A 23327-nucleotide genomic window follows, 5' to 3' on the forward strand; every position below is an offset into this window, starting at 1 on the left:
TTTTATCAAAGTAATATATGCCATAGTTTGTTCTGTGCCATGTGCGGAAACTGTAGACTCTTTTCTTTCGCTAAGGCTAGCTTTCCAAGGAGTTTAGTAAATGAACAACAAATTCGGCAGCATTATTTGCAGCTAAGTTTTGTTGTGATTTTTTATTCTCGCTTTTATTTCCGTCAGCCCAATCGCAGATTGCTTTGATTAAAATCCAGTCTTTCTTTTCATTTAAACATGCTGAATATACTCCAGTCCCTTCCATTTCACCACCTAAGGCGGTGGGTACCAATCTCTTCAACTCATCACGATAGTTGAAATTATCTACTAATTTTTCCCCACTCAAAATCAAACCGACATCAACTTTTGCATTGCTATCCGGCCAGCTAAGCATTGCATTACGAACCCAGCCTATGATTTTAGACGATGCATGCGGTTTATCGCCCCTGAGCGTTATTGAGCTGTCTGCATTAATTCTCTGTAAATCATACAATTGAAGTTGTTGCGAAACTAGTATGTCTCCGACAGACTGTGAATTCTCATCAACTCCAAAAGCAATACCTACCATGATAACTGCATCTGGATTAAGATTCTGAATTGCTTTATCAACGGAGGTATGGGACCCCCCAACACCACTACTCCCCATTTCAGACATGCATAAAAAGCATTCGGACTGACCAATGATCCCAAGAGCCTGATAAGAAGTATCCTTAATAGTAAAAGATGTATATTTTTTCTGGGTAATTTGGAATACATTATTTATAATAGCTTTACTCTCTATACCTGTTACAGTAACTAAAAGTATCTTACGTTTTATAGGCGAATTATTCATTTTTTTATTATTTCTTTGTAAAGTGGCTGCAAGCTTCAACTCTTTATTAACTAAAGTCCAAACTTTTTGTGAGGAAACACTGTCAGGAATAGCTTCATCAGGATTGTTAATTAACTGACTTTCTCTTTCACCCAATACTTGATATGATTCAATTTGTGCTTTTAATATAGCTGCAAGCTCTAATATGGATACCGAGTTTTTATATCTCTGAAGATTTCCTGAGGCTGTTTCAGGTGCAGCATAAGGTACATATGAAACAATTCCTTGCTTGTCGATCAATATAAGCGATTGATCAACTTGATGAGCGTTGTTTTTTTCTAAAACTAAATCCGCAACAGAATTAAGTAATTTTTCATGACGTGTTACTAATTCCACCATTTCTAGCTTCCAATTATGGTGTTCTTTTTCTTGTGGAACAATTCTAATTGCTGGGTATATTTTAGGTAATGTTCCAATAGGTACTGCGTTGCGATTCCCATCAAGAATCATTGCAATAATCTTTTTAATTAATTTTGCTATGTTATTATTTTTATTGAGATCCTGAATATTCTTAAATGAAAAGTTTTTATCCACGTCTATCTCTGTGTCATTAATAGACACTTTAACACACAAGACATTATCAAATAGATGAAGATTGATGTTTACTCGCGCTGAAATTCCGGGGAGTAAAGTGCTTGATACATATGGAAATCTTTTCCCTGTAAACTCATACTGTTCTCTGAAGGTTGATAGCGTGGAATGAAAAAGTGCTGTTGGCTCTAATACTATAGGAGAATACTGAGAGCAAATATTTCCACCGATCCCTCTGAGGAAATTCCTACCACTTTTAGGGTTGAATAATATCTTATTATCGCCAGAGTTGTAGATATTTGAATATGGTAATTTTGTGATAACTAACCATTCAAGTCTGACGCAATATTTCATCATTACTCCAGAAAAATGGGTGAACAGGATGGGAATTTAACCCACACCCAAGGAATCACTTCCAAGGCTTTCCAGTAAGCCTGTTCATAAATTCATTAAGCTAGTTATACAACATTTTTTATCTATTTAACAATGGTTTAAGTGATAATTTTGTGCTCTTGCTTGGGGGGAGCATTGTATCTACAAGAAGCTGGTAATTACACTAATGCTCTTAATTGCTGTGAGCTATCCCCAGTGTTAGATCGAACGATCAGTTGGTAATATAGGTTTAGAGAGTACTTGTAACTTTAATGGCTGCGCGTCATATCCATTACCATCACCTTTACGCGTCCCGTCTTAACGGCCTCGCTACGTTCTTCGAGCATCGTCTTTAGTTGCTCCGGGGAGCTGGGGAGCGGACTTTTATCTGCTGGGCGGGGAGGTTTCTTGGGTTGATCGCCAAACCACAATACCAAGTATATGCCTAACTTTGAGCCTTTATGAAAGCTGACATATCCGTCATGGAGCTGCTGGTCTGCTGCGCTCCAAAGTTGCCGATTCCAGGAACTTTTGATTTCTATAGGGAGGTTGAAATCCATGGTTTCACACATGATATCCACGCGTTTTTGATCTACAACGCGACTTTCGGGAACGTATCGGATACTTCCCCCTGTATTTTCAAGCATACCAATCAAACGATCTCGGCAACATTCTTCTCCCTGTGGCGTACTACCATCGTCCTTGTAAAAAAGTTTCCAAGAATTGAGCTCATCATTCTTAATCCGTTGCTGCACAACATCCAGTTGTTCGAGCATAAAGGCCAACAAATCAGCTCCTGTGCGCGGTGGCTCGTCGTGCTTGATTGCCATCAACGCCTCAAATGTGAGTGGACGGTATGCCTGTCCTTTGTTGTTCTGGCGTTGAAGGGCCCGGCGTTCAAACATATAAGCGTAACTGACGGGTAGGGGCCAATGCTCTTTTTCGCTCGCTTCTTGGTGACGGGGCGAATGTAGCGAAATTGCCAGATTTTACTCCCGCTGGATTTGATCAGTAGCTCAAGGCCATCGCCATCATAGAGCACATAGTCCGCTTCCTTAGGTTTGGCAGATTCGATTTCCTTAACGGAGAGAGGTTTGGTTTGTCTTGCCATTGCCGGGTTTCCATAGTTTTAGGCACCTCAAAAACAATAATGCTTTATGAGGTGCCTAACAAGGTGCCTAAAAGGTTTGGATTTAATTAGTTGGCATCAGACTTCGCGGGACAAATTGCAGACACAAAAAAGCCCGCAGGGCTTGCGCCGTGCGGGCTCTTAGGACTTCATCGGATGACTCTGGTAATCACCGATGGAGAATTTTGGTGGAGCTGGGGGGATTTGAACCCCCGTCCGAAATTACTACACCGTCGGCACTACATGCTTAGTCCAATCTTTACATTCGCCGGTCAGCTGCGGATGGACACGCCACTAACAAACTAGCCTGATTGGATTTAACGCTTCAGCCCCAGGCAGGACATCCACGCGATCTCTTTTGGGTTTGACCTCTCTTGATCCCCGTCTTAAGAGCGGAAGCTAGGGAGAGAGGGCTCTAAGCAGGGTATTAAGCTGCTAGTGCGTAGTTTTCGTCGTTTGCGACTATTTTTTTGCGGCTTTTTACGAGGCCAACCGCCCCTCGGCATGCTCCTAGGGCTTCGCAAATCCCGTCGAATCCAGAATCAGCCCCAAGTAACTGTGAGCAGTATAACAGAAGTTTACCCTGTTAAGCCAGCGGCTTAACGATTGGCATGCTTCATGATACGGGCTTTCGCCGTCTGCCATTCACGATCTTTGATGTCATCGCGCTTATCGTGTTCTTTCTTACCTTTGGCAACACCGATCTTCACTTTGCTCCAAGCATTTTTCCAATACATGGATAAAGCAACGAGGGTGTAACCATCGCGGTTAACGAGGCCAATCAGTGAGTCAAGCTCACGCTTTTTCAGCAGCAGTTTGCGGGAACGTGTGGGATCGCATACTACATGAGTCGAAGCAACGTTCAGTGGCGAGATGGTAGCACCAAACAGATAGGCTTCACCGTCACGAAACATCACGTAGCTGTCGCTGATGTTAGCTTTGCCAGCACGCAGTGATTTTACTTCCCAACCTTGCAGAGCCAAGCCCGCTTCGATCTCTTCTTCGATGAAGTATTCAAAACGTGCTCGCTTATTTTGCGCAATGGTAGCGGAACCGGGTTTGTATGCTTTTTTCTTTGTCATAGTGTAAGCATTATACTGGATGCGACAGCGAAAGAAATCCTTTCCCGGTCGGTACCTGCGCAATTTCATAGATTTTTGAACCATTAAATGTGCCGCGGATTTTTTGTCTGACGATAGATAAATGGTATTATCTGTACGTTTTATGCCTCACAGGAAATGATATGCCCCAGATCAGTCGATCTGCATTGGTGCCGTTCAGCGCCGAGCAGATGTATCAGTTGGTTAATGATGTTCATTCTTATCCCGATTTTCTGCCAGGTTGCATCGGTAGCCGGGTGATTGCCGCTTCCCCTAATGAGATGACCGCGGCGGTTGACGTTGCGAAAGCCGGTATCAGCAAGACGTTTACCACGCGTAATACGTTGCATGATAACCAACGTATCAATATGCAATTGGTTGATGGCCCGTTCCGTAAGCTGATGGGGGGCTGGCAGTTCACCGCGTTGAGCCCAGAGGCTTGTAAGGTTGAATTACATCTGGATTTTGAATTCACCAACAAGCTGATTGAGTTGGCTTTCGGCAAAGTGTTTAAAGAACTGGCAGGCAATATGGTGCAGGCGTTCACTCAGCGTGCAAAAGAGATTTACAGTGTCTGATATACAGGTCGAGGTGGTGTATGCGCTGCCAGAGCGCCAGTATGTGCGCCAGGTGAAATTAGCGCCGGGCAGTAACGTCGAACAGGCAATCCTGGCCTCTGGGTTGCTTGAGCTGCGTAGTGATATCGATTTAAACAGCAATAAAGTCGGGATCTACAGCCGCCCCGCAAAATTGGGTGATGTGCTGAATGACGGTGACCGGGTGGAGATTTATCGGCCATTGATTGCCGATCCTAAAGAACTACGTCGCCAGCGGGCGGAAAAAGCAAAAAAATAAGGCGCACTCAGCGCCTTATTTTTTATCAGAATATTATCTTCCGAGTTGCAGCCTGAACTGTCGTGACGGGTTCTGCACTCCCTCACGGGCCGGATGACAGCTCCGGCTTGGCTTACTGTGCCGTCAGCGCGGTTTTATTCTGTATATCAGTCAATACGCCTGCGCTGTCGAAGGTCAGCGTCAGCGTTTGCTGGGTAATTTTTTCATGGCCAGGTTGCTGGCGGAACACGTAGAACCACGTCTGAGAACCAAACGGATCCTGCATCATTGGTGTGCCCAATGTATAAGCAACCTGTTGTTGTGTCATTCCTTTGTGGACTTTCGCCACATCGGTAGGTGTCAGGTAGTTACCCTGGTTGATATCAGGCCGGTAAACCACCTTCTCGAAAGTAGAACAGCCTGCAGTCAGCATCACAAGAACCACAGCGGCAGCTGTCAGCGTTTTACAGCGCATAGTAATCACATTCCTTTAGGGCATAGGATGCCGATGATAATAGACCTTGCAGCAGTTGGAAACCTTTACAGGGCTCCAATATGACCTCAGGAAAGTAAAAAAGTTATGCAGCCAGCAATTCTTTTGCGTTTGCCAGCGTATTTTTAGTGACTTCACTGCCACCAAGAAGGCGCGCCAGCTCTTGCAAGCGAGCCCGTTTGTCCAAGGAGGACATCTGGGTTTCGGTTTCTGTGCCGTCGGTTTGTTTGCTGACAAAGAAATGCTGATGGCCACAACCGGCAACCTGCGGCAGGTGGGTGACGCACATCACCTGTGTTGATTCACCCAATTGGCGCAGCAGGCGGCCAACGATGGCAGCGGTTGGGCCGCTGATCCCCACATCAACTTCATCAAAGATCAAGGCCGGGGTTTCCATTTTACGCGCGGTGATCACCTGAATTGCTAATGCGATACGGGAAAGTTCACCGCCAGATGCCACCTTGGCCAACGGCTGCAACGGTTGCCCCGGGTTGGTGGAAACGTAAAACTCGATGCGGCTTGCCCCTTCGCTACTGAGATACTCAGGCTCAAAGCGGACATCAATCTGGAATTTACCGTGCGGCATTGAGAGCGTATTCATGCTGTCGGTAATCAATGTGGTCAGCTCAGCGGCATAATGTTGGCGTTTTTGGTGCAGTTGTTCAGCCAGTGCCAGCGCTTGCTGGTGATGCTGGGCAACCGCTGCACTGAGATGTTGGTGATCGCTTTCCTGCTGGGAGAGCAGTTGTTGTTCATCGAGCAACTGCTGATGCAGGTTGGGGAGCTCTTCTGGCGAAACATGGTGTTTGCGCGCCAGGCTGATTTGCCGGGAAAGGCGTTGCTCCAGCTCATACAGCCGGTTGGGATCGAGATCCATGCGATCGGTGTAATGACGCAGTTCGTCACTGGCCTCGCTGATTTGGATCGACGCTTCTTCGAGCATGTCCAACAGCCCGCTGAGCTTTTCGTCCATACTTGCCAACTCGGTCAACAGATGTTTGGTGCTATAAAGCTGGCTGAGCATATTGTGCTCTTCATCATCCGCCAGCAGCTGCAATGCCTGCTGGCTTAGCGTCAGCAACTGGCCGCTGTTAGCCAGGCGTTTGTATTCGGTATCGATCTGCTCGAATTCACCCGCCTGCGGGGCAAATTCATTCAGCTCTTTCAGTTGATATTGCAGCAGTTGTTTGCGGGCATCACGTTCGAGGGATTGCTGCTGATGATGTGCCAGTTCGCGGCAGCTTTGGTGCCACTGGTGGTAAGCCTGACGCATGGCCGTTTGCAACGCAGGTTCGCTGGCATAGGCATCCAGCAGCTGTTTCTGGTGTTCGGGCTTTAACAGCAACTGGTGTGCATGTTGGCCGTGGATCTGGATCAGCCGTTGGCCCAGTTCGCGCAATTGCGAAAGCGGGACGGCAGTGCCGTTGATAAAACCGCGTGAACGGCCATCGGCACCAATCACGCGGCGCAGCAGGCATTCGTTACTGTCATCAAGCTGATTCTGCTCCAGCCATTCGCGGGCGGAGGGGGTATCTGCCAGAGAAAAGCGCGCGCAGATATCGGCACGGGTGGCCCCCAAACGCACCACTTTGCCGTCGGCACGATTGCCGAGACACAGGCCAAGCGCATCGATGGCGATCGACTTACCGGCACCGGTTTCACCGGTAATCGCCGTCATACCCGGTTGAAAGTCGATCTCCAACTCACGAACGATAGCAAAATTGCTGATGGTTAATTGTGCCAGCATAGGGACCTTCCTGTGTATAAAAACACAACTGTTATTTCATACAGTATAAACTGGTTTTATATACAGTAAAGTAGCTGGCGCTATTTTTAGAACAATTTTTTTGACCACCCCAACTTGGTGCTCAATGTATTGAAATAGCTGTAATCCTTTGGATGAATAAGATTCAGATGGAAGTCACTACGGCGAATCAGCACCTCTTCACCCTCCTGTATGGGCAGGGCGATCTGGCTGTCGCAACTGATTTCCAGATCGCGCCCGGTCTGGGAAAACTTCAGCCGGATGGTGCTGCTGCCATTGATGACCAATGGCCGGGCAGAAAGCGTGTGCGGGAACATCGGAACCAGCGCAATGGCTTCCAGAGAAGGCGTGAGTATTGGCCCACCGGCGGAAAGTGAATAGGCGGTAGAGCCGGTTGGCGTGGCGATGATCAGGCCGTCGGAACGCTGGGAAAACGCAAAGCGGTCATCGATATACACTTCAAACTCGATCATATGCGCCACTTTGCCCGGGTGCAGCACCACCTCGTTAATCGCGGTGCTGACACGGCATTGCTGGTGCTCTTTATGCACGATGGTTTCCAGCAGGAACCGCTGTTCGTCGATATACTCGCCTTCCAGCACGTCGGCCAGTTGCTGCAGTGCGTTATCAGGATCGAGATCGGTCAGGAAGCCCAGATTGCCGCGGTTAACCCCGATCACCTTGATATCGTAACGCGCCAGTACACGCGCCGCCCCCAGCATGTTGCCATCGCCACCCACCACCACCGCCAGATCGGCCTGCTGGCCAATATCTGCCAGGCTGCCGGTAATCACGTCTTTCAGCCCGAGATCGTGGGCGATCTGGCGCTCAAGGATTACCGAATAGCCACGGGCGACCAGCCAGTGAAACAACATCTCATGTGTTGCCAAAGCAGAAGGGTGACGCGGGTGGCCAACAATGCCAATACAGGTAAATTTTTTATTCATTGTTGTGATTTTCCTCACCGGGGCCGGATTATGCCCCACATTGTGACCGGCTGACTTGAAACCCCGGTTTTGATCCCCATAATAAGCCAAGTTGCGAGATTAATGCTAAAACGCGGAGATATCCATGAGTAGTAAAGAACAGAAGACGCCAAACGAGCAAGTCTCGGAAGAGATGGAACAGCAAGCCCAGCACGAGGAAACCCTGCCGGAGATGATGGAAGGTGTCGATCTGCGCGACGAACGCATTACTGAGCTGGAAGCCCAACTGGCAGGAGCCCAGCAACGTGAGCGTGACAGCCTGTTACGTGCCAAGGCTGAGATGGAAAACGTCCGTCGCCGCACCGAACTGGACATTGAAAAAGCACACAAATTCGCGTTAGAGAAATTTGCAGGCGATCTGCTGCCGGTGATCGATAACCTTGAGCGTGCGCTGGAGCTGGCAGACAAGAACAACCCAGATTTGGCTGCGATGATCGAAGGTATCGAACTGACGCTGAAGTCACTGCTGGACGCGGTACGCAAGTACGGCATTGAAGTGGTGGGCGATACCAATGTGCCGTTCAACCCAGACGTGCATCAGGCGATGAGCATGATGGAGTCCGACGAACATCAACCGAACCATGTGATGATGGTGATGCAGAAAGGCTATACGCTGAATGGCCGCCTGCTGCGCCCGGCAATGGTCGCGGTGGCTAAAGCCAAGGCGTAAGTTTTTGGCGATAAGTGAGGGCACCGCAAGGTGCCTTTGTTGTTTAGCGGCAACAATTTCCCTACCTCATTACAAGTTTTTTCCTCTTCTTGGCTAATCCATTACAGATGTCACCTTTATTTGTGATACAGCTTCCTATTTTTCCTATCTGTATGCTTTAAAAATTGAAACTCTACATCTGTATTCCTTTTGGGCCGAGCGGCACACTGATGGGCAGTGAGAGAAACGAAGGGAAGGGAAGGGAAGGGAAGGGAAGGGAGAAATGGATAACTTATTGGAAGAGCCCAGTGAACGGCTCGGTGCTGCCAGAATCAGAAGATAAGGTGCTTGGCAGTTATTGCGCTAGCGGGCTTGGTGGAATAGGCATGCGGCAAGGAACGTTCTGGCGGCAATAAGCGATGCGCAACTGCGGGACATCGGGCTCAGGCGCACTGATGTGGAGCGGGAAGAGCGGAGATAACCTAGGCCGTGGTGACGCTCATGGATCTCCCTATGCCCCAGCCAGGGGCATAGGCAACGTAGTTTTATTCCTGCGGCAAGCGTGGAGTCCAGTCGATAGGGGCTGAGCCTTGCTGTTCAAGCAACTGGTTGGCCTGTGAGAAATGGCGGCAGCCGAGAAAACCACGATGTGCAGAAAGCGGTGATGGATGAGGGGCTTTCAGCACGTGATGGCGCTGGCGATCGATAAAATTCCCTTTCTTCTGCGCATGCGAACCCCACAACAGGAACACCAATCCCTCACGGTGTTCATTCAGCGCGGCAATCACCTTATCAGTAAAGGTTTCCCAGCCCAGATTGGCATGAGAGTGCGCCCGGCCCGCCTCGACGGTTAATACGGTATTAAGCAGCAGCACGCCTTGCTCGGCCCAGCTTTGCAGATAACCGTGGTCAGGGCGCTCAAAACCGGGGATATCGGTCATCAGTTCTTTATACATATTCACCAGCGACGGCGGTGCCGGGATGCCAGGGCGCACGGAAAACGACAGGCCATGAGCCTGATTGGGGCCATGGTAAGGGTCTTGCCCGAGGATCACCACTTTGACATCTGCCAGTTCAGTAAACCTGAAGGCATTGAACACGTCTTTCTGCGGCGGATAAATGGTCTTACCAGACTGACGCTCTGCGGCAACAAAGGCGAGCGTTTCAAGAAAATAGGGCTGCTCTTTTTCTTTGCCGATGACGTCATGCCAGGTGAGGGAGGTGGACATAAACGCTCTCCTTTGTTTTCGTTAGTAATTCACTGTGCATAGCTTACCGTTTACCTTCGTACAGTGAAACCTGCTTTTAGCATTGGCGCCGAAGGTTGGGTGGGCCAAAAATTACAAATTTTTTTAAAATTTACAAAAATAATTTTAAGGCCGTAAAAAGGTAAAATTGATATAAAACATAAATTTGCCTTTAACGCCAATTATCCCACCCCGTAAAAATTGACTTAAATCAAAGAACTCACCCGGTCAGGCTGGTATACAGAACAATAAGACAACATTGGTTTTACCAAATAGCCGGAACTCGCAATGGGTTTCGACAATGTAGAAATTTTTCTCCCTTATTACGGAGGCAACACAATGATTACTGGTATTCAAATCACTAAAGCGAACAATCAGGCACTGGTGAACTCTTTCTGGCTGCTGGATGAAGAGAAATCAGAAGCCCGCTGCGTGTGCGCCAAGGCTGATTATTCTGAAGATCAGATCGTTCCAGTCAGCGAACTGGGCCAGATCGAGTATCGTGAAGTGCCGATGGAAATGCAGCCAACCGTGCGTGTGGAAGGTGGTCAGCACCTGAACGTGAACGTGCTGCGTCGTGAAACGCTGGAAGATGCGGTCAAGAACCCGGAAAAATACCCGCAACTGACCATCCGTGTTTCTGGCTATGCGGTGCGTTTCAACTCACTGACGCCAGAACAGCAACGTGATGTTATTGCTCGTACCTTTACTGAAAGCCTGTAATTTCAGGCTGAGGACGAAAGGGAGCTGCGGCTCCCTTTTTTAATGCCTGTAGCGCAGCAAGCAAGGGAGAGAGCAGATCTCCAGCGGCTGAGATCATAAAAAACCGCCTTCAGAGAAAAGGCGGTTTTCAGATACTCAGATCATATTATTACTCAGGTTTGGCTTTGGGCTGACGGCGTTTACCGACGTTTTTCGCGTCGCGATGGCGTACTTTGACCTTGGCCTTTTCTTTATTCTTCAGCTTATCTTCAGCGCGTTTTGCCAGAACCTTCTTCGAAGGTTTACCGTTACTCTTTTCGTTTGGCGCTTTGGTGGTCGGGCGCAGTTCATCAATCACGCGGGCTTTCAGCGGTTCATTCAGATAACGGCCCACTTTGCCCAGCAGCAGATGATCGTGTGCTTCCACCAGCGAGATCGCGGTGCCTTTGCGCCCGGCGCGGCCAGTGCGGCCGATACGGTGCAGATAGGTATCGGCGGTGCGCGGCATATCGAAGTTGAACACGTGGGTGATATCCAGGATATCCAGGCCACGCGCGGCAACGTCGGTGGCAACCAGCACGTTCACCCGGCCATCCATCATACGTTTGACCGCTTCGTTACGCTTGGCTTGCACCATTTCACCTTCGAGATAACAGGTGTTGATACCCGCTTCGCGCAGCCAGGCGGCCAGTTCATGCACGCGCTCGCGTTTGCGCACGAAGATGACGGATTTCTGCACTTCCGGCTGCTTGAGCAGATGCACCAGCAGAGCGGTTTTATGCTTGACGTCATCGGCACGGTAATACCATTGCAGGATTTTTTTGCGTTCGCGGCGCGATGGGTCGGCTTCCACTTCCACCGGCTCTTTCAGGATGCGTTCGGCAAATTCGCGAATGGCATCGCCTTCCAGCGTGGCAGAGAACAGCAGTGTCTGGTTGCGCCAGCGGGTTTCGGCAGAAATGGTTTCGATATCCTGCGCGAAGCCCATATCGAGCATGCGATCGGCTTCATCGAGGATCAGGGTTTCAACCGCACGGCAATCAAAGTTTTCTTCTTTGATGTATTGCAGCAGGCGGCCAGTGGTCGCAACCACGATGTCCTGGTTCTCACTGAACACTTCTGCGTGGTTCATATAGGCCACGCCGCCGGTGATGGTGGCAATATCCAACGAGGTATGAGCAGCTAATTCACGCGCCTGATCGGCAACCTGCATTGCCAGTTCACGCGTTGGGGTGAGGATCAGTACGCGCGGCGGGCCGGATTTTTTACGCGGGAAATCCAGCAGGTGCTGTAAAACGGGCAGCAAAAATGCGGCGGTTTTACCGGTGCCGGTGGGAGCCGAACCCAAGACATCACGCCCGTCCATGGCCGGCGGGATCGCTTCGGCTTGAATGGCGGTGGGGCGATCGTAACCTTTATCACGCAGCGCGGTGATCAGGCGTTCATCGAGTTCGAGTTCGGAAAATTGGGTTGCTGTCATGGTCTACCTCTACTTGGGGCGCCGATTATAGACGGGTTAGCCTCAGGGTTCACCCTTTTTAAGGAAAGCATCTCTTTTACCCTCAATCAGATTGCCTTATGCTACGCCAGTTTTGTCACCAGGTGGCTATTGTGAGTAATCAAACGACAACCAAACAGGCCCCGCGCCGCGGTGGTTTTACCTTTAAACAATTCTTTGTTGCTCACGATCGCTGTGCGATGAAAGTGGGCACCGATGGCGTGCTGCTCGGTGCCTGGGTGGCGCTGGGGCAGGCACGGCGGATCCTGGATATCGGCTGTGGCAGTGGGCTGATCGCCCTGATGCTGGCACAGCGATCGGCCGCAGAGGTCACCATTGATGCGGTTGAGCTGGATAGTGACGCTGCCGCTCAGGCCGGTGAAAACGTGCTGGAGTCGCCCTGGCCGCAAAAGATTAACGTGCATAGCCAGGATATCCACCATTTTGCCCTGCGGCATACCCATTGCTATGACCTGATCGTCAGTAATCCGCCGTATTTTGAGCCGTCCGTCGCCTGCCGCGATCTGGCCCGAACCCACGCTCGCTATACCGAAACCCTGACTCACGATGCTCTGCTGGATTGTGCCGAGCGTTTGCTTGGTGAGAACGGCCATTTCTGCGTGGTGTTACCTCATGGTATCGGCGAAGCATTTGAAGTGAATGCCCACCAACGTGGCTGGCATACCGCTCGGCGGCTGAATATTAGCGATCGGGCCGACACGCCGCAGCACCGTATGTTGCTGGCACTGACTCGTCACACAGCGATAAAAGAGGAAACTGAGTTGGCGATAAAACAGGATGATGGCCGCTATACCGCTGATTTCTGCCGGTTGATTACGGATTTTTACCTGAACTATTAACATTCCCCTCTCAGCACAAGAGGGGAAAGATGCTCAAGGTTGCAGGATGGTGGGCTTGGGTTGCGGCAGTTGCTCGGGATAATCCAACGTAAAATGCAGCCCACGGCTTTCTTTGCGCGCCATCGCGCTGCGCACAATCAGCTCCGCTACCTGTACCAGATTGCGTAACTCCAACAGATTGTTGGAGATGCGGAAGTTGGCATAGTACTCATTGATCTCCTGCTGCAGCGTATTGATACGACGCAGGGCGCGCTCCAGGCGTTTGGTGGTGCGTACAATACCGACGTAATCCCACATAAACAGCCGCAATTCATGCCAGTTATGCTGGATCACCACACGTTCGTCGGAATCGTCGACTCGGCTTTCATCCCACGCTGGTAGCTGTTTGGCCAACGTAATGGCGGGCAGGCGCGTCAGAATATCTTCGGCAGCGGACCAACCATAAACCAGGCACTCCAGCAGTGAGTTAGACGCCATGCGGTTAGCGCCGTGCAGGCCGGTATAGCTGACTTCGCCAATGGCGTACAGGCCATCCAGATCGGTACGGCCATGCTGATCGACCATCACGCCGCCGCAGGTGTAGTGGGCAGCTGGCACAATCGGGATCGGCTGTTTGGTCAGATCAAAACCCAGCGTCAGCAGTTTTTCATGGATCATCGGGAAATGCTGGGTGATAAATTCGGCTGGCTTATGGCTGATGTCCAGATACATGCAGTCTGCACCCAGGCGCTTCATCTCATGATCAATGGCGCGAGCCACGATATCGCGCGGAGCCAGTTCGCCTCGCGGATCGAAGTCCGGCATAAAGCGGCTGCCGTCCGGGCGTTTCAGATAAGCCCCTTCACCGCGCAGTGCTTCAGTCAGCAGGAAGTTGCGGGCCTGCGGATGGAACAGGCAGGTTGGGTGGAACTGGTTGAATTCCAGATTGGCGACCCGGCAGCCGGCGCGCCAGGCCATGGCAATGCCGTCACCGGAGGAGATATCCGGGTTGGTAGTGTACTGATAGACTTTCGCAGCACCGCCGGTGGCCAGCACCACCGCTTTGGCGCGGTAAGTCTCCACCTGCTCCTGTTCACGGTTCCAGACGTAAGCGCCCACTACGCGTTTGGTGCCCGGCAAACCGATTTTATTGGAGGTGATCAGATCAACCGCATTGTGGCGTTCCATGACACAAATATTAGGGTGAGAACTTGCTTTCCCTACCAGGGTGGTCTCTACTTCTTTACCGGTAGCATCGGCGGCGTGCAGGATACGGCGGTGGCTATGCCCGCCCTCGCGCGTCAGATGATAACGTGCTTCACCCTGGGAATTGGTTTCGGTGTCGAACAGAACGCCTTGATCGATCAGCCACTGCACGCAATGGCGTGCGTTTCCGGCGATAAATTCGACGGCGTCTTTATCACACAGGCCTGCTCCGGCAATCAGCGTGTCATCAACGTGCGAGGCAATACTGTCCGTTTCGTCAAACACCGCGGCGATCCCGCCTTGGGCATAAAAGGTCGCCCCTTCATTGAGTGGGCCCTTGCTGAGTACGGTAACCTTGCAATGTTGCGCCAGGCGCAACGCCAGTGACAAGCCCGCAGCACCGCTGCCGACGATCAGTACATCGCTAACATGTTCAGAAGATGGTTGCATAACGTATGATGTGTGCAGAAGAAGAGTGAAATTCATGTTAGCCTACTTATCCGGGCAAAAGCCACGGGTAGGTTGATATCAACAGAAAAACAATGGCGGTATGGAACTTCGTGTTCTATATGAACTCCAAGCGAGTGCTTGCTCAGGAAAATAATGTATGGCTGGCAGTACAATTTTACGCGTGGAGACGGATTTGGGGAGAATTTACCTCGGATGAGCGAGCAGTTAACGGATCAGGTTCTGGTTGAGCGGGTCCAAAAGGGCGATCAGCAGTCTTTTAACCTACTGGTAGTTCGTTACCAGCATAAGGTTGCGAGCCTGGTCTCTCGCTATGTACCCCAGGGTGATGTCCCTGATGTGGTGCAGGAGTCGTTTATTAAAGCCTATCGCGCACTGGAATCATTCCGCGGTGATAGCGCCTTTTATACCTGGTTGTATCGAATTGCCGTGAACACGGCAAAAAATTACCTGGTTGCTCAGGGGCGGCGTCCACCCTCAAGCGATGTGGATGCTAACGATGCTGAAAATTACGAAAGTGCGGGTGCACTGAAAGAAATTTCGAACCCTGAGAACTTAATGTTGTCAGAAGAGTTGAGACAGATAGTTTTCCGTACTATTGAGTCACTTCCTGAAGATCTTCGCATGGCGATTACCTTGAGGGAGTTGGATGGTCTAAGCTACGAAGAGATAGCAGCTATCATGGACTGTCCGGTGGGAACAGTACGCTCGCGTATTTTCCGCGCCAGGGAGGCTATCGATAATAAAGTTCAACCGCTGATCCAACGTTAGCGATGGCGGACACAGGAAGGGTACTTAGGTATGCAGAAAGAAAAGCTTTCCGCTCTGATGGACGGAGAAACGCTGGACAGTGAGCTGCTGAGTTCATTGTGCAAAGATAAGGCGCTTCAACAAAGCTGGCAGAGCTATCACCTGATCCGTGACACATTACGGGGTGATATCGGCCAAGTCATGCATCTCGATATCGCAGATCGTGTTGCCGCAGCGCTGGAGAAAGAACCCGTACGTCTGGTTCCTTCAGCCGTTCCCGAATCCCAGCCACAGCCCCATACATGGGGAAGAATGCCTTTCTGGGGCAAGATTCGCCCTTGGGCCAGCCAACTCACGCAAGTGGGTGTGGCTGCCTGTGTGTCTCTGGCGGTGATTGTGGGTGTGCAGCATTATAACCAGCCAGATGTCCAATCTGGGGCGTCTGAGACCCCGGTATTCAACACCTTGCCTATCATGGGGCAGGCTTCACCGGTTAGCCTGGGCGTGCCGGCGGATAGCTTCTCAACTGGCAGCGGCCAGCAGCAACAGGTACAGGAACAGCGTAAGCGTATTAATGCCATGCTGCAGGATTATGAACTGCAACGCCGTTTGCATTCTGATCAACTGCAACTTGAACAGAGCACTCCGCAACAGGCCGCTGTTCAGGTCCCTGGAACTCAGTCTTTAGGAATGCAACAGCAGTAATGAAGCAAATCTGGTTATCCGTTTGTCTATTGACGGGCAGCCTGCTCTTTTCAAATATCGCCCCAGCTCAATCTGAGTCTGGGGCGTTATTGCAACAAATGAGCAGTGCCAGCCGTTCACTCAATTATGAACTCGCCTATATCAGCATCACTAAGCAGGGGATAGAGTCGTTACGCTACCGCCATGCTGTGATCGATAAACAGCCTTTAGGGCAATTGCTGCATATGGATGGCCCGCGCCGCGAAGTGCTGCAGCGTGGCGGCGGGATAAGCTACTTCGAACCCGGCCTTGAGCCTTTTACCCTATCCGGCGATCACATCGTTGATGTGTTACCTTCCATCGTGTATGCCGATTTCAATTATCTGGCGAAATACTACGACTTCATTTCCGTTGGGCAAACCCGTATTGCCGATCGTCCAAGCGAGGTGTTCCGCGTTGTTGCGCGCGATGGCTCCCGCTATAGCTACGTTGTGTGGATGGATGCAGAGACCAAGCTGCCGCTGCGGGTGGATCTGCTCGATCGCGATGGTGAAACGTTAGAACAGTATCGCGTGATCTCGTTCGTGGTGGGAGAGCAGGTGAAGAACGTCATGCAAGGCTTGCTTAAGGCGAATCTGCCGCCGTTGCTGTCGTTACCTGCTGCAGAGAATATTCAACTGAGCTGGAGCACGGGCTGGTTACCGGCTGGGGTCAACGAAGTGGCTCGCAATCGCCGCAAGTTGCCTAATGTGGATGAACCCGTTGAGTCGCGTCTGTACAGCGATGGTCTATTCAGTTTTTCGGTGAACGTAACGCCATCTGGCAGCAGCGCCAGCCAGCAGTTTTACCGCCAAGGCCGCCGCACCATTCAGACCGAAATCCGCAATGGCAATGAAATTACCGTAGTTGGCGAATTACCTCCGTCGACGGCCAAGCGGATTGCTGACAGTATTTCTTTCAAGGTATCACCGCCATGATGAAAGAATGGGCTACGGTCGTTTCGTGGCAGCAAGGGGTTGCTTTGTTACGCTGCGAACCTAAAGCGGGTTGTGGCAGTTGCACGGCCCGTTCCGGCTGTGGTGCGCGAGCACTGAATGAACTGGTGCCGGAGAGTGAACATCATTTGCAGGTGCAGATTGAGCAGCCGCTTGAGCCTGGGCAACGTGTTGAAGTTGGCATTGCTGAAGGCAGTTTGTTGCGCTCGGCAATGCTGGTTTATATGACGCCATTGTTTGGCGTTATGCTTGGTGGTGGTTTGTTGCAATGGTGGCAGGGCAGTGACGCCGCCGCGCTGTTTGGGGCTGTGATCGGCGGCGGTGCCGCTTTTCTGGTGGCCCGCTTGCTGGCAACACACCTCGGTGAACAGGCTGATTATCAACCTGTGGTACTGCAAATCGGTTTGCCCCCAGGCGCGTTGCGTTTGCAAACAGAAAATGAAACCCCGCACTAAAATGGTCACCGCGTCGTTGCTAGGCTTCTATGCGGTGATAAATCATCTTGTTCACCAGTGCAATAAACTGTCTGCGCTAAACAGCAAAAAATACGCTATTGAGAGCTGCTCGTTTCCCCTGAAGTTAGGGTACTTGCCACGACGGTTATTTGTGAGCATCGTCTTTCAAAACTTGCGCCGCTCTGTAACACTAAAATGAGCATAAATAGAATGCCTTCACTGCACCGATCGCTAGGTTTTCAGTGGTGTGGCATGTAGAATGCTGCGATTCAGGCGAAAGACGGCCTAACCCATTCACTGTCGCTTTATGTCCATGCGGGTTTCCATAGGCGAGTAATTCAGAAATACCAAGGCAGAAAAACTTTTATAATGAAGCATATACGAAATTTCTCCATTATTGCCCATATTGACCACGGTAAGTCGACGCTGTCAGACCGTATTATTCAAATCTGTGGCGGCTTGACCGAGCGTGAAATGGCGGCGCAGGTTCTGGATTCAATGGATCTGGAGCGTGAGCGTGGTATTACCATCAAAGCACAAAGCGTAACGCTCGATTACAAAGCGACGGATGGTCAAACTTACCAGCTTAACTTTATCGACACCCCAGGGCACGTTGACTTCTCTTATGAAGTTTCCCGTTCGCTGGCCGCCTGTGAAGGCGCATTGCTGGTAGTTGATGCCGGGCAGGGCGTAGAGGCTCAGACGCTGGCCAACTGCTATACCGCCCTGGACATGGATCTGGAAGTTGTGCCGGTGTTGAACAAGATCGACTTGCCTGCCGCCGATCCCGATCGTGCAGCGCAGGAAATCGAAGATATTGTTGGCATTGATGCGACCGATGCGGTGCGCTGTTCGGCGAAAACCGGCGTGGGTGTGCCAGACGTTCTGGAGCGCTTGGTGCGTGATATCCCACCGCCAGAGGGCGATCCGGAAGCGCCACTGCAGGCGCTGATTATTGACTCCTGGTTTGATAACTACCTGGGCGTGGTTTCCCTGATTCGCGTTAAAAACGGGACGCTGCGTAAGGGCGACAAAGTCAAAGTAATGAGCACCGGCCAAACTTATAACGCCGATCGCCTGGGGATTTTTACCCCGAAACGCGTCGATCGCGACGTGCTGAACTGTGGCGAAGTGGGTTGGCTGGTTTGCGCCATCAAAGACATCCTTGGTGCGCCGGTAGGGGATACCCTGACTCTGGCTCGCCAGCCGGCAGAAAAAATGCTGCCAGGCTTCAAGAAAGTGAAGCCACAGGTCTACGCGGGCCTGTTCCCGATCAGTTCCGACGATTATGAAGCCTTCCGCGATGCGCTGGGTAAACTGAGCCTGAACGATGCTTCCCTGTTCTACGAGCCAGAAAGCTCTACGGCATTGGGCTTCGGTTTCCGCTGTGGTTTCCTTGGCTTGCTGCACATGGAGATCATTCAGGAACGCTTGGAGCGTGAATACGATCTGGAGCTGATCACTACCGCGCCAACGGTTGTATATGAAGTGGAAACCACCAGCAAAGAAACTATTTACGTCGATAGCCCTTCCAAGCTGCCGCCGCTGAACAATATTGCCGAGCTGCGTGAGCCGATTGCCGAATGTCATATGCTGATGCCGCAAGAATATCTGGGCAACGTGATTACGCTGTGCATTGAGAAACGTGGCGTGCAAACCAACATGGTCTATCACGGTAACCAGGTGGCACTGACCTACGAAATTCCGATGGCAGAAGTGGTGCTTGATTTCTTCGATCGCCTGAAGTCGACCTCGCGCGGTTACGCGTCGCTCGATTATAACTTCAAGCGTTTCCAAACCTCTGACATGGTGCGTGTCGATGTGCTGATCAACAACGAACGTGTGGATGCGTTAGCGTTGATCACTCACCGTGATAATTCGCAATATCGTGGCCGTGAGTTGGTAGAAAAGATGAAAGAGCTGATCCCACGCCAGCAATTCGATATTGCGATCCAGGCCGCGATCGGTACTCACATTATTGCGCGTTCCACCGTGAAACAGCTGCGTAAAAACGTTCTGGCGAAGTGTTACGGCGGTGACGTGAGCCGTAAGAAGAAGCTGTTACAGAAACAGAAAGACGGTAAAAAACGCATGAAGCAGGTGGGGAACGTTGAGTTGCCACAGGAAGCCTTCCTGGCCATCCTGCACGTAGGCAAAGACAGCAAGTAAGAGCGAAAGCTCGTTTAACGAGGAAGTTTGCATGGCGAATATGTTTGCCTTGATTCTGGCAATTGCGACGCTGGTGACTGGGATCATCTGGTGCTTTGAGCGCTTTAAATGGGCGCCTGCACGCCGGGCGAAAATTGCGGCGATCAATGCACAGGCTACGGGCGAAATTGACGAAAACGTGCTGGCGCAGGCGGCGAAGCAACCAAGTTGGGTTGAAACCGGTGCTTCGGTTTTCCCGGTATTGTTGCTGGTGTTTGTGGTGCGCTCGTTTATTTACGAGCCTTTTCAGATCCCTTCCGGTTCAATGATGCCGACGCTGCTGATTGGCGATTTTATTCTGGTGGAAAAGTTTGCCTACGGTATTAAGGATCCGATCACCCAGACGACGTTAATTCCTACCGGGCAACCTAAACGCGGCGATATTGCCGTATTTAAATATCCCCGAGACACGAAATTGGACTATATCAAACGCGTTATCGGCCTGCCGGGCGATCGTGTGACCTATGATCCGGTCAATAAACGCGTCACGGTGCAGCCATCTTGTAATAACGGCCAATCATGCGATAGCGCATTGGCGGTGACCTACAGCGACGCGCAGCCAAGTGATTTCGTGCAAATGTTCAGCCGCAGCGGCATGGGTGAAGCCAGCAATGGTTTCTTCCAGATCCCGTTGACCGACAACGTGCCACCGGGCGGTATTCGTTTGAGTGAGCGTAAGGAAACCTTGGGTGATGTCACACACCGTATTCTGACCGTGCCTGGTGCGCAGGATCAGATTGGGGGCTATTACCAGCAACCAGGCCAGCAATTAGCGGAGTGGGTGGTTCCTGCCGGGCATTATTTCATGATGGGCGACAACCGTGATAATAGCGCTGACAGCCGTTATTGGGGTTTTGTGCCGGAAAGAAATCTGGTGGGCAAAGCCACGGCCATCTGGATGAGTTTTGAAAAGCAAGAAGGTGAATGGCCAACCGGCGTAAGATTGAGTCGCATTGGTGGAATTCATTAATAGGCGTTTTTAACCCGGTGTCTTTTAACTGCAGCGCTGTTAGCTGCAGTTTGAAATCCATTGGGCATATATAAACGCAGCATTATATTTCCACTCGTTGTAGAATACCTTCTCGAGCGATAAAAAGTTGGCTCCCTGTTGGGAGCCACTGCAAACGAAACAGCTTTGGATTGGCTTTAGGCGAAGCAGGCCTGTTCCGTATGCTGCAAGTTTTTGACGCATTCTTGATCTATTGGTAACTCATGAACCCCATCGTAATAAACAGGCTGCAGCGGAAGCTGGGCTATACTTTTCAACAGCAGGAGCTCTTACTGCAAGCGTTAACTCACCGTAGCGCCAGCAGTAAACATAATGAACGTCTTGAGTTTCTGGGTGACTCTATTCTGAGTTTTGTCATCGCCAATGCGCTTTATCACCGTTTTCCTCGCGTAGACGAAGGCGACATGAGCCGCATGCGTGCCACGCTGGTGCGGGGGAATACGCTGGCGGAGATGGCGCGCGAGTTCGATCTGGGTGAATGCCTGCGCCTTGGGCCGGGAGAGTTGAAAAGTGGTGGATTCCGCCGCGAATCGATCCTGGCAGATACGGTGGAAGCATTGATTGGCGGCGTGTTCCTGGATAGCGATATTCAGACCGTCGAACGCCTGATTTTGGACTGGTATCGCAGCCGGTTAGAAGAAATCAGCCCCGGTGATAAGCAGAAAGACCCGAAAACCCGCTTGCAGGAGTTTTTACAGGGCCGTCATCTGCCGTTGCCTTCTTATCTGGTGGTGCAGGTTCGCGGTGAAGCGCACGATCAGGAGTTTACCATCCACTGCCAAGTGAGTGGTTTGAGCGCGCCCGTGGTGGGCACAGGCTCAAGCCGCCGTAAAGCCGAACAGGCAGCAGCGGAACAAGCGATGAAAAAGCTGGAGCTTGAATGAGCGAAGAAAAACAATACTGTGGTTTTATCGCGATCGTAGGTCGTCCTAACGTGGGCAAATCCACGTTGCTGAACCAACTGTTGGGGCAAAAAGTCTCCATCACCTCGCGTAAACCACAGACTACCCGTCACCGCATTATGGGGATCCATACCGAAGGGCCTTATCAGGCTATCTATGTGGATACCCCAGGGCTGCACATCGAAGAAAAACGCGCCATCAACCGTTTGATGAACCGCGCAGCCAGCAGTTCAATCGGCGACGTAGAGTTGGTGATCTTCGTGGTGGAAGGAACTCACTGGACCGCCGATGATGAGATGGTGGTGAACAAACTGCGTAGCCTGAAGTGCCCGGTGCTGTTGGCGATCAACAAGGTCGATAACGTTACCGACAAATCCAAGCTGCTACCGCACATATCGTTCCTCAGCCAGCAGATGAATTTCCTTGATGTGGTGCCGATCTCCGCGGAAAAGGGGACGAATCTGGACGCGATCGCCGGTATTGTGCGCAAACTGTTGCCGGAAGCGGAACACCACTTCCCGGAAGACTATATTACCGATCGTTCTCAGCGCTTTATGGCGTCGGAAATCATCCGTGAAAAACTGATGCGTTTCCTGGGGGAAGAACTGCCCTATTCGGTGACGGTGGAAATTGAACAGTTTGTGGCCAACGATCGCGGTGGTTACGATGTTCACGGCTTGATTCTGGTGGAACGTGAAGGCCAGAAGAAAATGGTCATCGGCAACAAAGGTTCGAAGATCAAAACTATCGGCATTGAAGCCCGTCAGGATATGGAACAGATGTTTGAAGCCAAAGTGCATCTGGAACTGTGGGTGAAAGTGAAATCCGGCTGGGCAGACGACGAACGTGCGTTGCGTAGCTTGGGCTATGTCGACGACTTGAAGTAACCCTCTGATGGATGGCTGGGAGCGCGCCTTCGTCCTGCATGGGCGGCCGTACAGTGAAACCAGCCTGATGCTGGATCTGTTCACGGAAGGTCATGGGCGGGTGCGCTTGCTGGCAAAAGGCGCGCGCAGCCGTCGCTCCAATCTGAAAGGGTGTTTGCAACCCTTCACCCCTCTGCTGGTTCGCTGGGGCGGGCGTGGCGAAGTTAAAACGCTGCGCAACGCCGAAGCAGTTTCTCTCGGTTTACCCCTCAGTGGCATGATGCTTTACAGCGGCCTGTACGTGAACGAATTGCTGTCGCGCGTGCTGGAGCAGGAGGGCAATTATTCGGTGCTGTTCTTCGACTATCTGCAATGCCTGCAGGCATTGGCGGCAGAAGACAGCTCGCCGGAACATGCGCTACGCCAATTTGAATTGGCCCTGTTAGGCCATCTCGGTTACGGCCTGGATTTTTTGCACTGTGCGGGCAGCGGTGAGCCGGTGGATGATCGCATGACCTACCGCTATCGTGAGGAAAAAGGCTTTATCGCCAGTTTGGTGGTGGATCACTACAGTTTTACCGGCCGTGAACTGCGCGCATTGGCCGAGCGACAGTTCCCTGATGCCCAAACGCTGCGCGCGGCCAAACGTTTTACCCGTATGGCGCTGAAACCCTACCTTGGCGGCAAACCGCTGAAAAGCCGTGAGCTGTTCCGCCAGTTCGTGCGCAAACAACCCGATCCCCCCGTCGACGAAGCCTAATCTCTTTCTGCTTTTGC

At 51.2% G+C, this 23327-nt stretch carries 23 protein-coding genes, 1 other RNA gene and 2 pseudogenes; 15 read left to right on the forward strand and 11 right to left on the reverse strand.

Annotated features, from left to right (window positions below):
• Window positions 1-76 precede the first annotated feature (76 nt).
• From WG891_RS19285 to smpB, 5 genes and pseudogenes are all read right to left on the reverse strand, one after another.
• Complete coding sequence (locus WG891_RS19285; protein ID WP_337265224.1) at window positions 77-1750, reverse strand: 5'-methylthioadenosine/S-adenosylhomocysteine nucleosidase family protein; 1674 nt, start codon at window positions 1748-1750, stop codon at window positions 77-79.
• Between the two features lie 284 nt (window positions 1751-2034).
• Entirely contained in the window at window positions 2035-2595 is a 561-nt protein-coding gene (locus WG891_RS19290; RefSeq protein ID WP_337264192.1) for a hypothetical protein, read from the reverse strand.
• 77 nt (window positions 2596-2672) lie between these two features.
• Window positions 2673-2876, reverse strand: a pseudogene (locus WG891_RS19295) (integrase arm-type DNA-binding domain-containing protein); the annotation flags it as partial.
• A gap of 204 nt (window positions 2877-3080) precedes the next feature.
• Window positions 3081-3444, reverse strand: a transfer-messenger RNA (tmRNA) gene (gene ssrA, locus WG891_RS19300).
• Window positions 3445-3493: 49 nt separating this feature from the next.
• Entirely contained in the window at window positions 3494-3976 is a 483-nt protein-coding gene (gene smpB, locus WG891_RS19305) for an SsrA-binding protein SmpB (protein WP_076942697.1), read from the reverse strand.
• Between the two features lie 161 nt (window positions 3977-4137).
• Between smpB and WG891_RS19310 the strand changes: the two genes are divergently transcribed.
• Together WG891_RS19310 and WG891_RS19315 are read left to right on the forward strand one after the other, a co-directional pair.
• Window positions 4138-4572, forward strand: a complete 435-nt coding sequence (locus WG891_RS19310; RefSeq protein ID WP_208611208.1) for a type II toxin-antitoxin system RatA family toxin — start codon at window positions 4138-4140, stop codon at window positions 4570-4572.
• Window positions 4565-4849 (forward strand): RnfH family protein, encoded by a 285-nt coding sequence (locus WG891_RS19315; RefSeq protein WP_076942698.1) that lies wholly within the window; start codon window positions 4565-4567, stop codon window positions 4847-4849. The genes WG891_RS19310 and WG891_RS19315 overlap by 8 nt, the downstream gene beginning before the upstream one ends.
• Window positions 4850-4961: 112 nt before the next feature.
• On the opposite strand, the gene bamE is transcribed toward WG891_RS19315, so the two are convergent.
• The 3 genes from bamE to nadK form a co-directional block, all read right to left on the reverse strand.
• Complete coding sequence (bamE, locus tag WG891_RS19320; protein WP_076942699.1) at window positions 4962-5303, reverse strand: outer membrane protein assembly factor BamE; 342 nt, start codon at window positions 5301-5303, stop codon at window positions 4962-4964.
• Window positions 5304-5406: 103 nt separating this feature from the next.
• Window positions 5407-7068: a DNA repair protein RecN gene (recN, locus tag WG891_RS19325; RefSeq protein ID WP_337264193.1), complete on the reverse strand. Its 1662-nt coding sequence runs from the start codon at window positions 7066-7068 to the stop codon at window positions 5407-5409.
• Between the two features lie 86 nt (window positions 7069-7154).
• On the reverse strand, window positions 7155-8033 hold the full coding sequence (gene nadK / locus WG891_RS19330; protein ID WP_076942701.1) for an NAD(+) kinase: 879 nt from the start codon (window positions 8031-8033) through the stop codon (window positions 7155-7157).
• 124 nt (window positions 8034-8157) lie between these two features.
• Here nadK and grpE point away from each other — a divergent pair, with 124 nt between their 5' ends.
• Both grpE and WG891_RS19340 read left to right on the forward strand, forming a co-directional pair.
• Complete coding sequence (grpE, locus tag WG891_RS19335; protein WP_337264194.1) at window positions 8158-8742, forward strand: nucleotide exchange factor GrpE; 585 nt, start codon at window positions 8158-8160, stop codon at window positions 8740-8742.
• A 358-nt stretch (window positions 8743-9100) separates the two neighbouring features.
• A pseudogene (locus WG891_RS19340) lies at window positions 9101-9202 on the forward strand (DUF1127 domain-containing protein); the annotation flags it as partial.
• Between the two features lie 64 nt (window positions 9203-9266).
• Here the strand turns inward: WG891_RS19340 and ung are convergent.
• Entirely contained in the window at window positions 9267-9950 is a 684-nt protein-coding gene (gene ung, locus WG891_RS19345; protein ID WP_076942703.1) for a uracil-DNA glycosylase, read from the reverse strand.
• A gap of 357 nt (window positions 9951-10307) precedes the next feature.
• On the opposite strand from ung, the gene grcA reads away from it, so the two are divergent.
• Window positions 10308-10691 carry an autonomous glycyl radical cofactor GrcA gene (gene grcA / locus WG891_RS19350; protein ID WP_076942704.1) on the forward strand — a complete coding sequence of 128 codons (384 nt, stop codon included), beginning with the start codon at window positions 10308-10310 and terminating at the stop codon, window positions 10689-10691.
• Between the two features lie 148 nt (window positions 10692-10839).
• Here the strand turns inward: grcA and srmB are convergent, their stop codons facing one another.
• On the reverse strand, window positions 10840-12150 hold the full coding sequence (srmB, locus tag WG891_RS19355; RefSeq protein WP_076942705.1) for an ATP-dependent RNA helicase SrmB: 1311 nt from the start codon (window positions 12148-12150) through the stop codon (window positions 10840-10842).
• 131 nt (window positions 12151-12281) lie between these two features.
• On the opposite strand from srmB, the gene trmN reads away from it, so the two are divergent.
• Window positions 12282-13028, forward strand: a complete 747-nt coding sequence (gene trmN, locus WG891_RS19360) for a tRNA(1)(Val) (adenine(37)-N(6))-methyltransferase TrmN (protein WP_443006187.1) — start codon at window positions 12282-12284, stop codon at window positions 13026-13028.
• A gap of 33 nt (window positions 13029-13061) precedes the next feature.
• Here trmN and nadB read toward each other — a convergent pair whose 3' ends face one another.
• On the reverse strand, window positions 13062-14663 hold the full coding sequence (nadB, locus tag WG891_RS19365; RefSeq protein WP_337264196.1) for an L-aspartate oxidase: 1602 nt from the start codon (window positions 14661-14663) through the stop codon (window positions 13062-13064).
• 213 nt (window positions 14664-14876) lie between these two features.
• Between nadB and rpoE the strand changes: the two genes are divergently transcribed.
• The 9 genes from rpoE to recO all read left to right on the forward strand — a co-directional run bounded on the left by rpoE (window position 14877) and on the right by recO (window position 23310).
• Window positions 14877-15452 carry an RNA polymerase sigma factor RpoE gene (gene rpoE, locus WG891_RS19370; protein ID WP_337264197.1) on the forward strand — a complete coding sequence of 192 codons (576 nt, stop codon included), beginning with the start codon at window positions 14877-14879 and terminating at the stop codon, window positions 15450-15452.
• A 30-nt stretch (window positions 15453-15482) separates the two neighbouring features.
• Complete coding sequence (gene rseA / locus WG891_RS19375) at window positions 15483-16136, forward strand: anti-sigma-E factor RseA (protein ID WP_076942708.1); 654 nt, start codon at window positions 15483-15485, stop codon at window positions 16134-16136.
• The gene (gene rseB / locus WG891_RS19380; protein WP_337264198.1) at window positions 16136-17092 is read left to right on the forward strand and encodes a sigma-E factor regulatory protein RseB; all 957 of its coding nucleotides are present in this window, start codon (window positions 16136-16138) and stop codon (window positions 17090-17092) included. The genes rseA and rseB overlap by 1 nt, the downstream gene beginning before the upstream one ends.
• Window positions 17089-17565, forward strand: coding sequence for a SoxR-reducing system protein RseC (rseC, locus tag WG891_RS19385; RefSeq protein ID WP_337264199.1), 477 nt, complete (start codon window positions 17089-17091; stop codon window positions 17563-17565). The genes rseB and rseC overlap by 4 nt, the downstream gene beginning before the upstream one ends.
• Before the next feature lie 369 nt (window positions 17566-17934).
• Window positions 17935-19734, forward strand: coding sequence for a translation elongation factor 4 (lepA, locus tag WG891_RS19390; protein WP_076942711.1), 1800 nt, complete (start codon window positions 17935-17937; stop codon window positions 19732-19734).
• Between the two features lie 31 nt (window positions 19735-19765).
• The gene (gene lepB / locus WG891_RS19395) at window positions 19766-20743 is read left to right on the forward strand and encodes a signal peptidase I (RefSeq protein WP_337264200.1); all 978 of its coding nucleotides are present in this window, start codon (window positions 19766-19768) and stop codon (window positions 20741-20743) included.
• Window positions 20744-20985: 242 nt separating this feature from the next.
• Window positions 20986-21666, forward strand: coding sequence for a ribonuclease III (gene rnc / locus WG891_RS19400; RefSeq protein WP_076942713.1), 681 nt, complete (start codon window positions 20986-20988; stop codon window positions 21664-21666).
• Complete coding sequence (gene era / locus WG891_RS19405; protein WP_076942714.1) at window positions 21663-22571, forward strand: GTPase Era; 909 nt, start codon at window positions 21663-21665, stop codon at window positions 22569-22571. Before rnc ends, era begins: the two co-directional genes overlap by 4 nt.
• 7 nt (window positions 22572-22578) lie before the next feature.
• Window positions 22579-23310: a DNA repair protein RecO gene (gene recO / locus WG891_RS19410; protein ID WP_337264201.1), complete on the forward strand. Its 732-nt coding sequence runs from the start codon at window positions 22579-22581 to the stop codon at window positions 23308-23310.
• The last annotated feature ends 17 nt before the right edge of the window (window positions 23311-23327 follow it).

The sequence above is a fragment of the Serratia sp. MMO-28 genome, assembly GCF_037199905.1.
In the GTDB taxonomy this organism is placed as follows: Bacteria; Pseudomonadota; Gammaproteobacteria; order Enterobacterales; family Enterobacteriaceae; genus Chania; species Chania oryzae.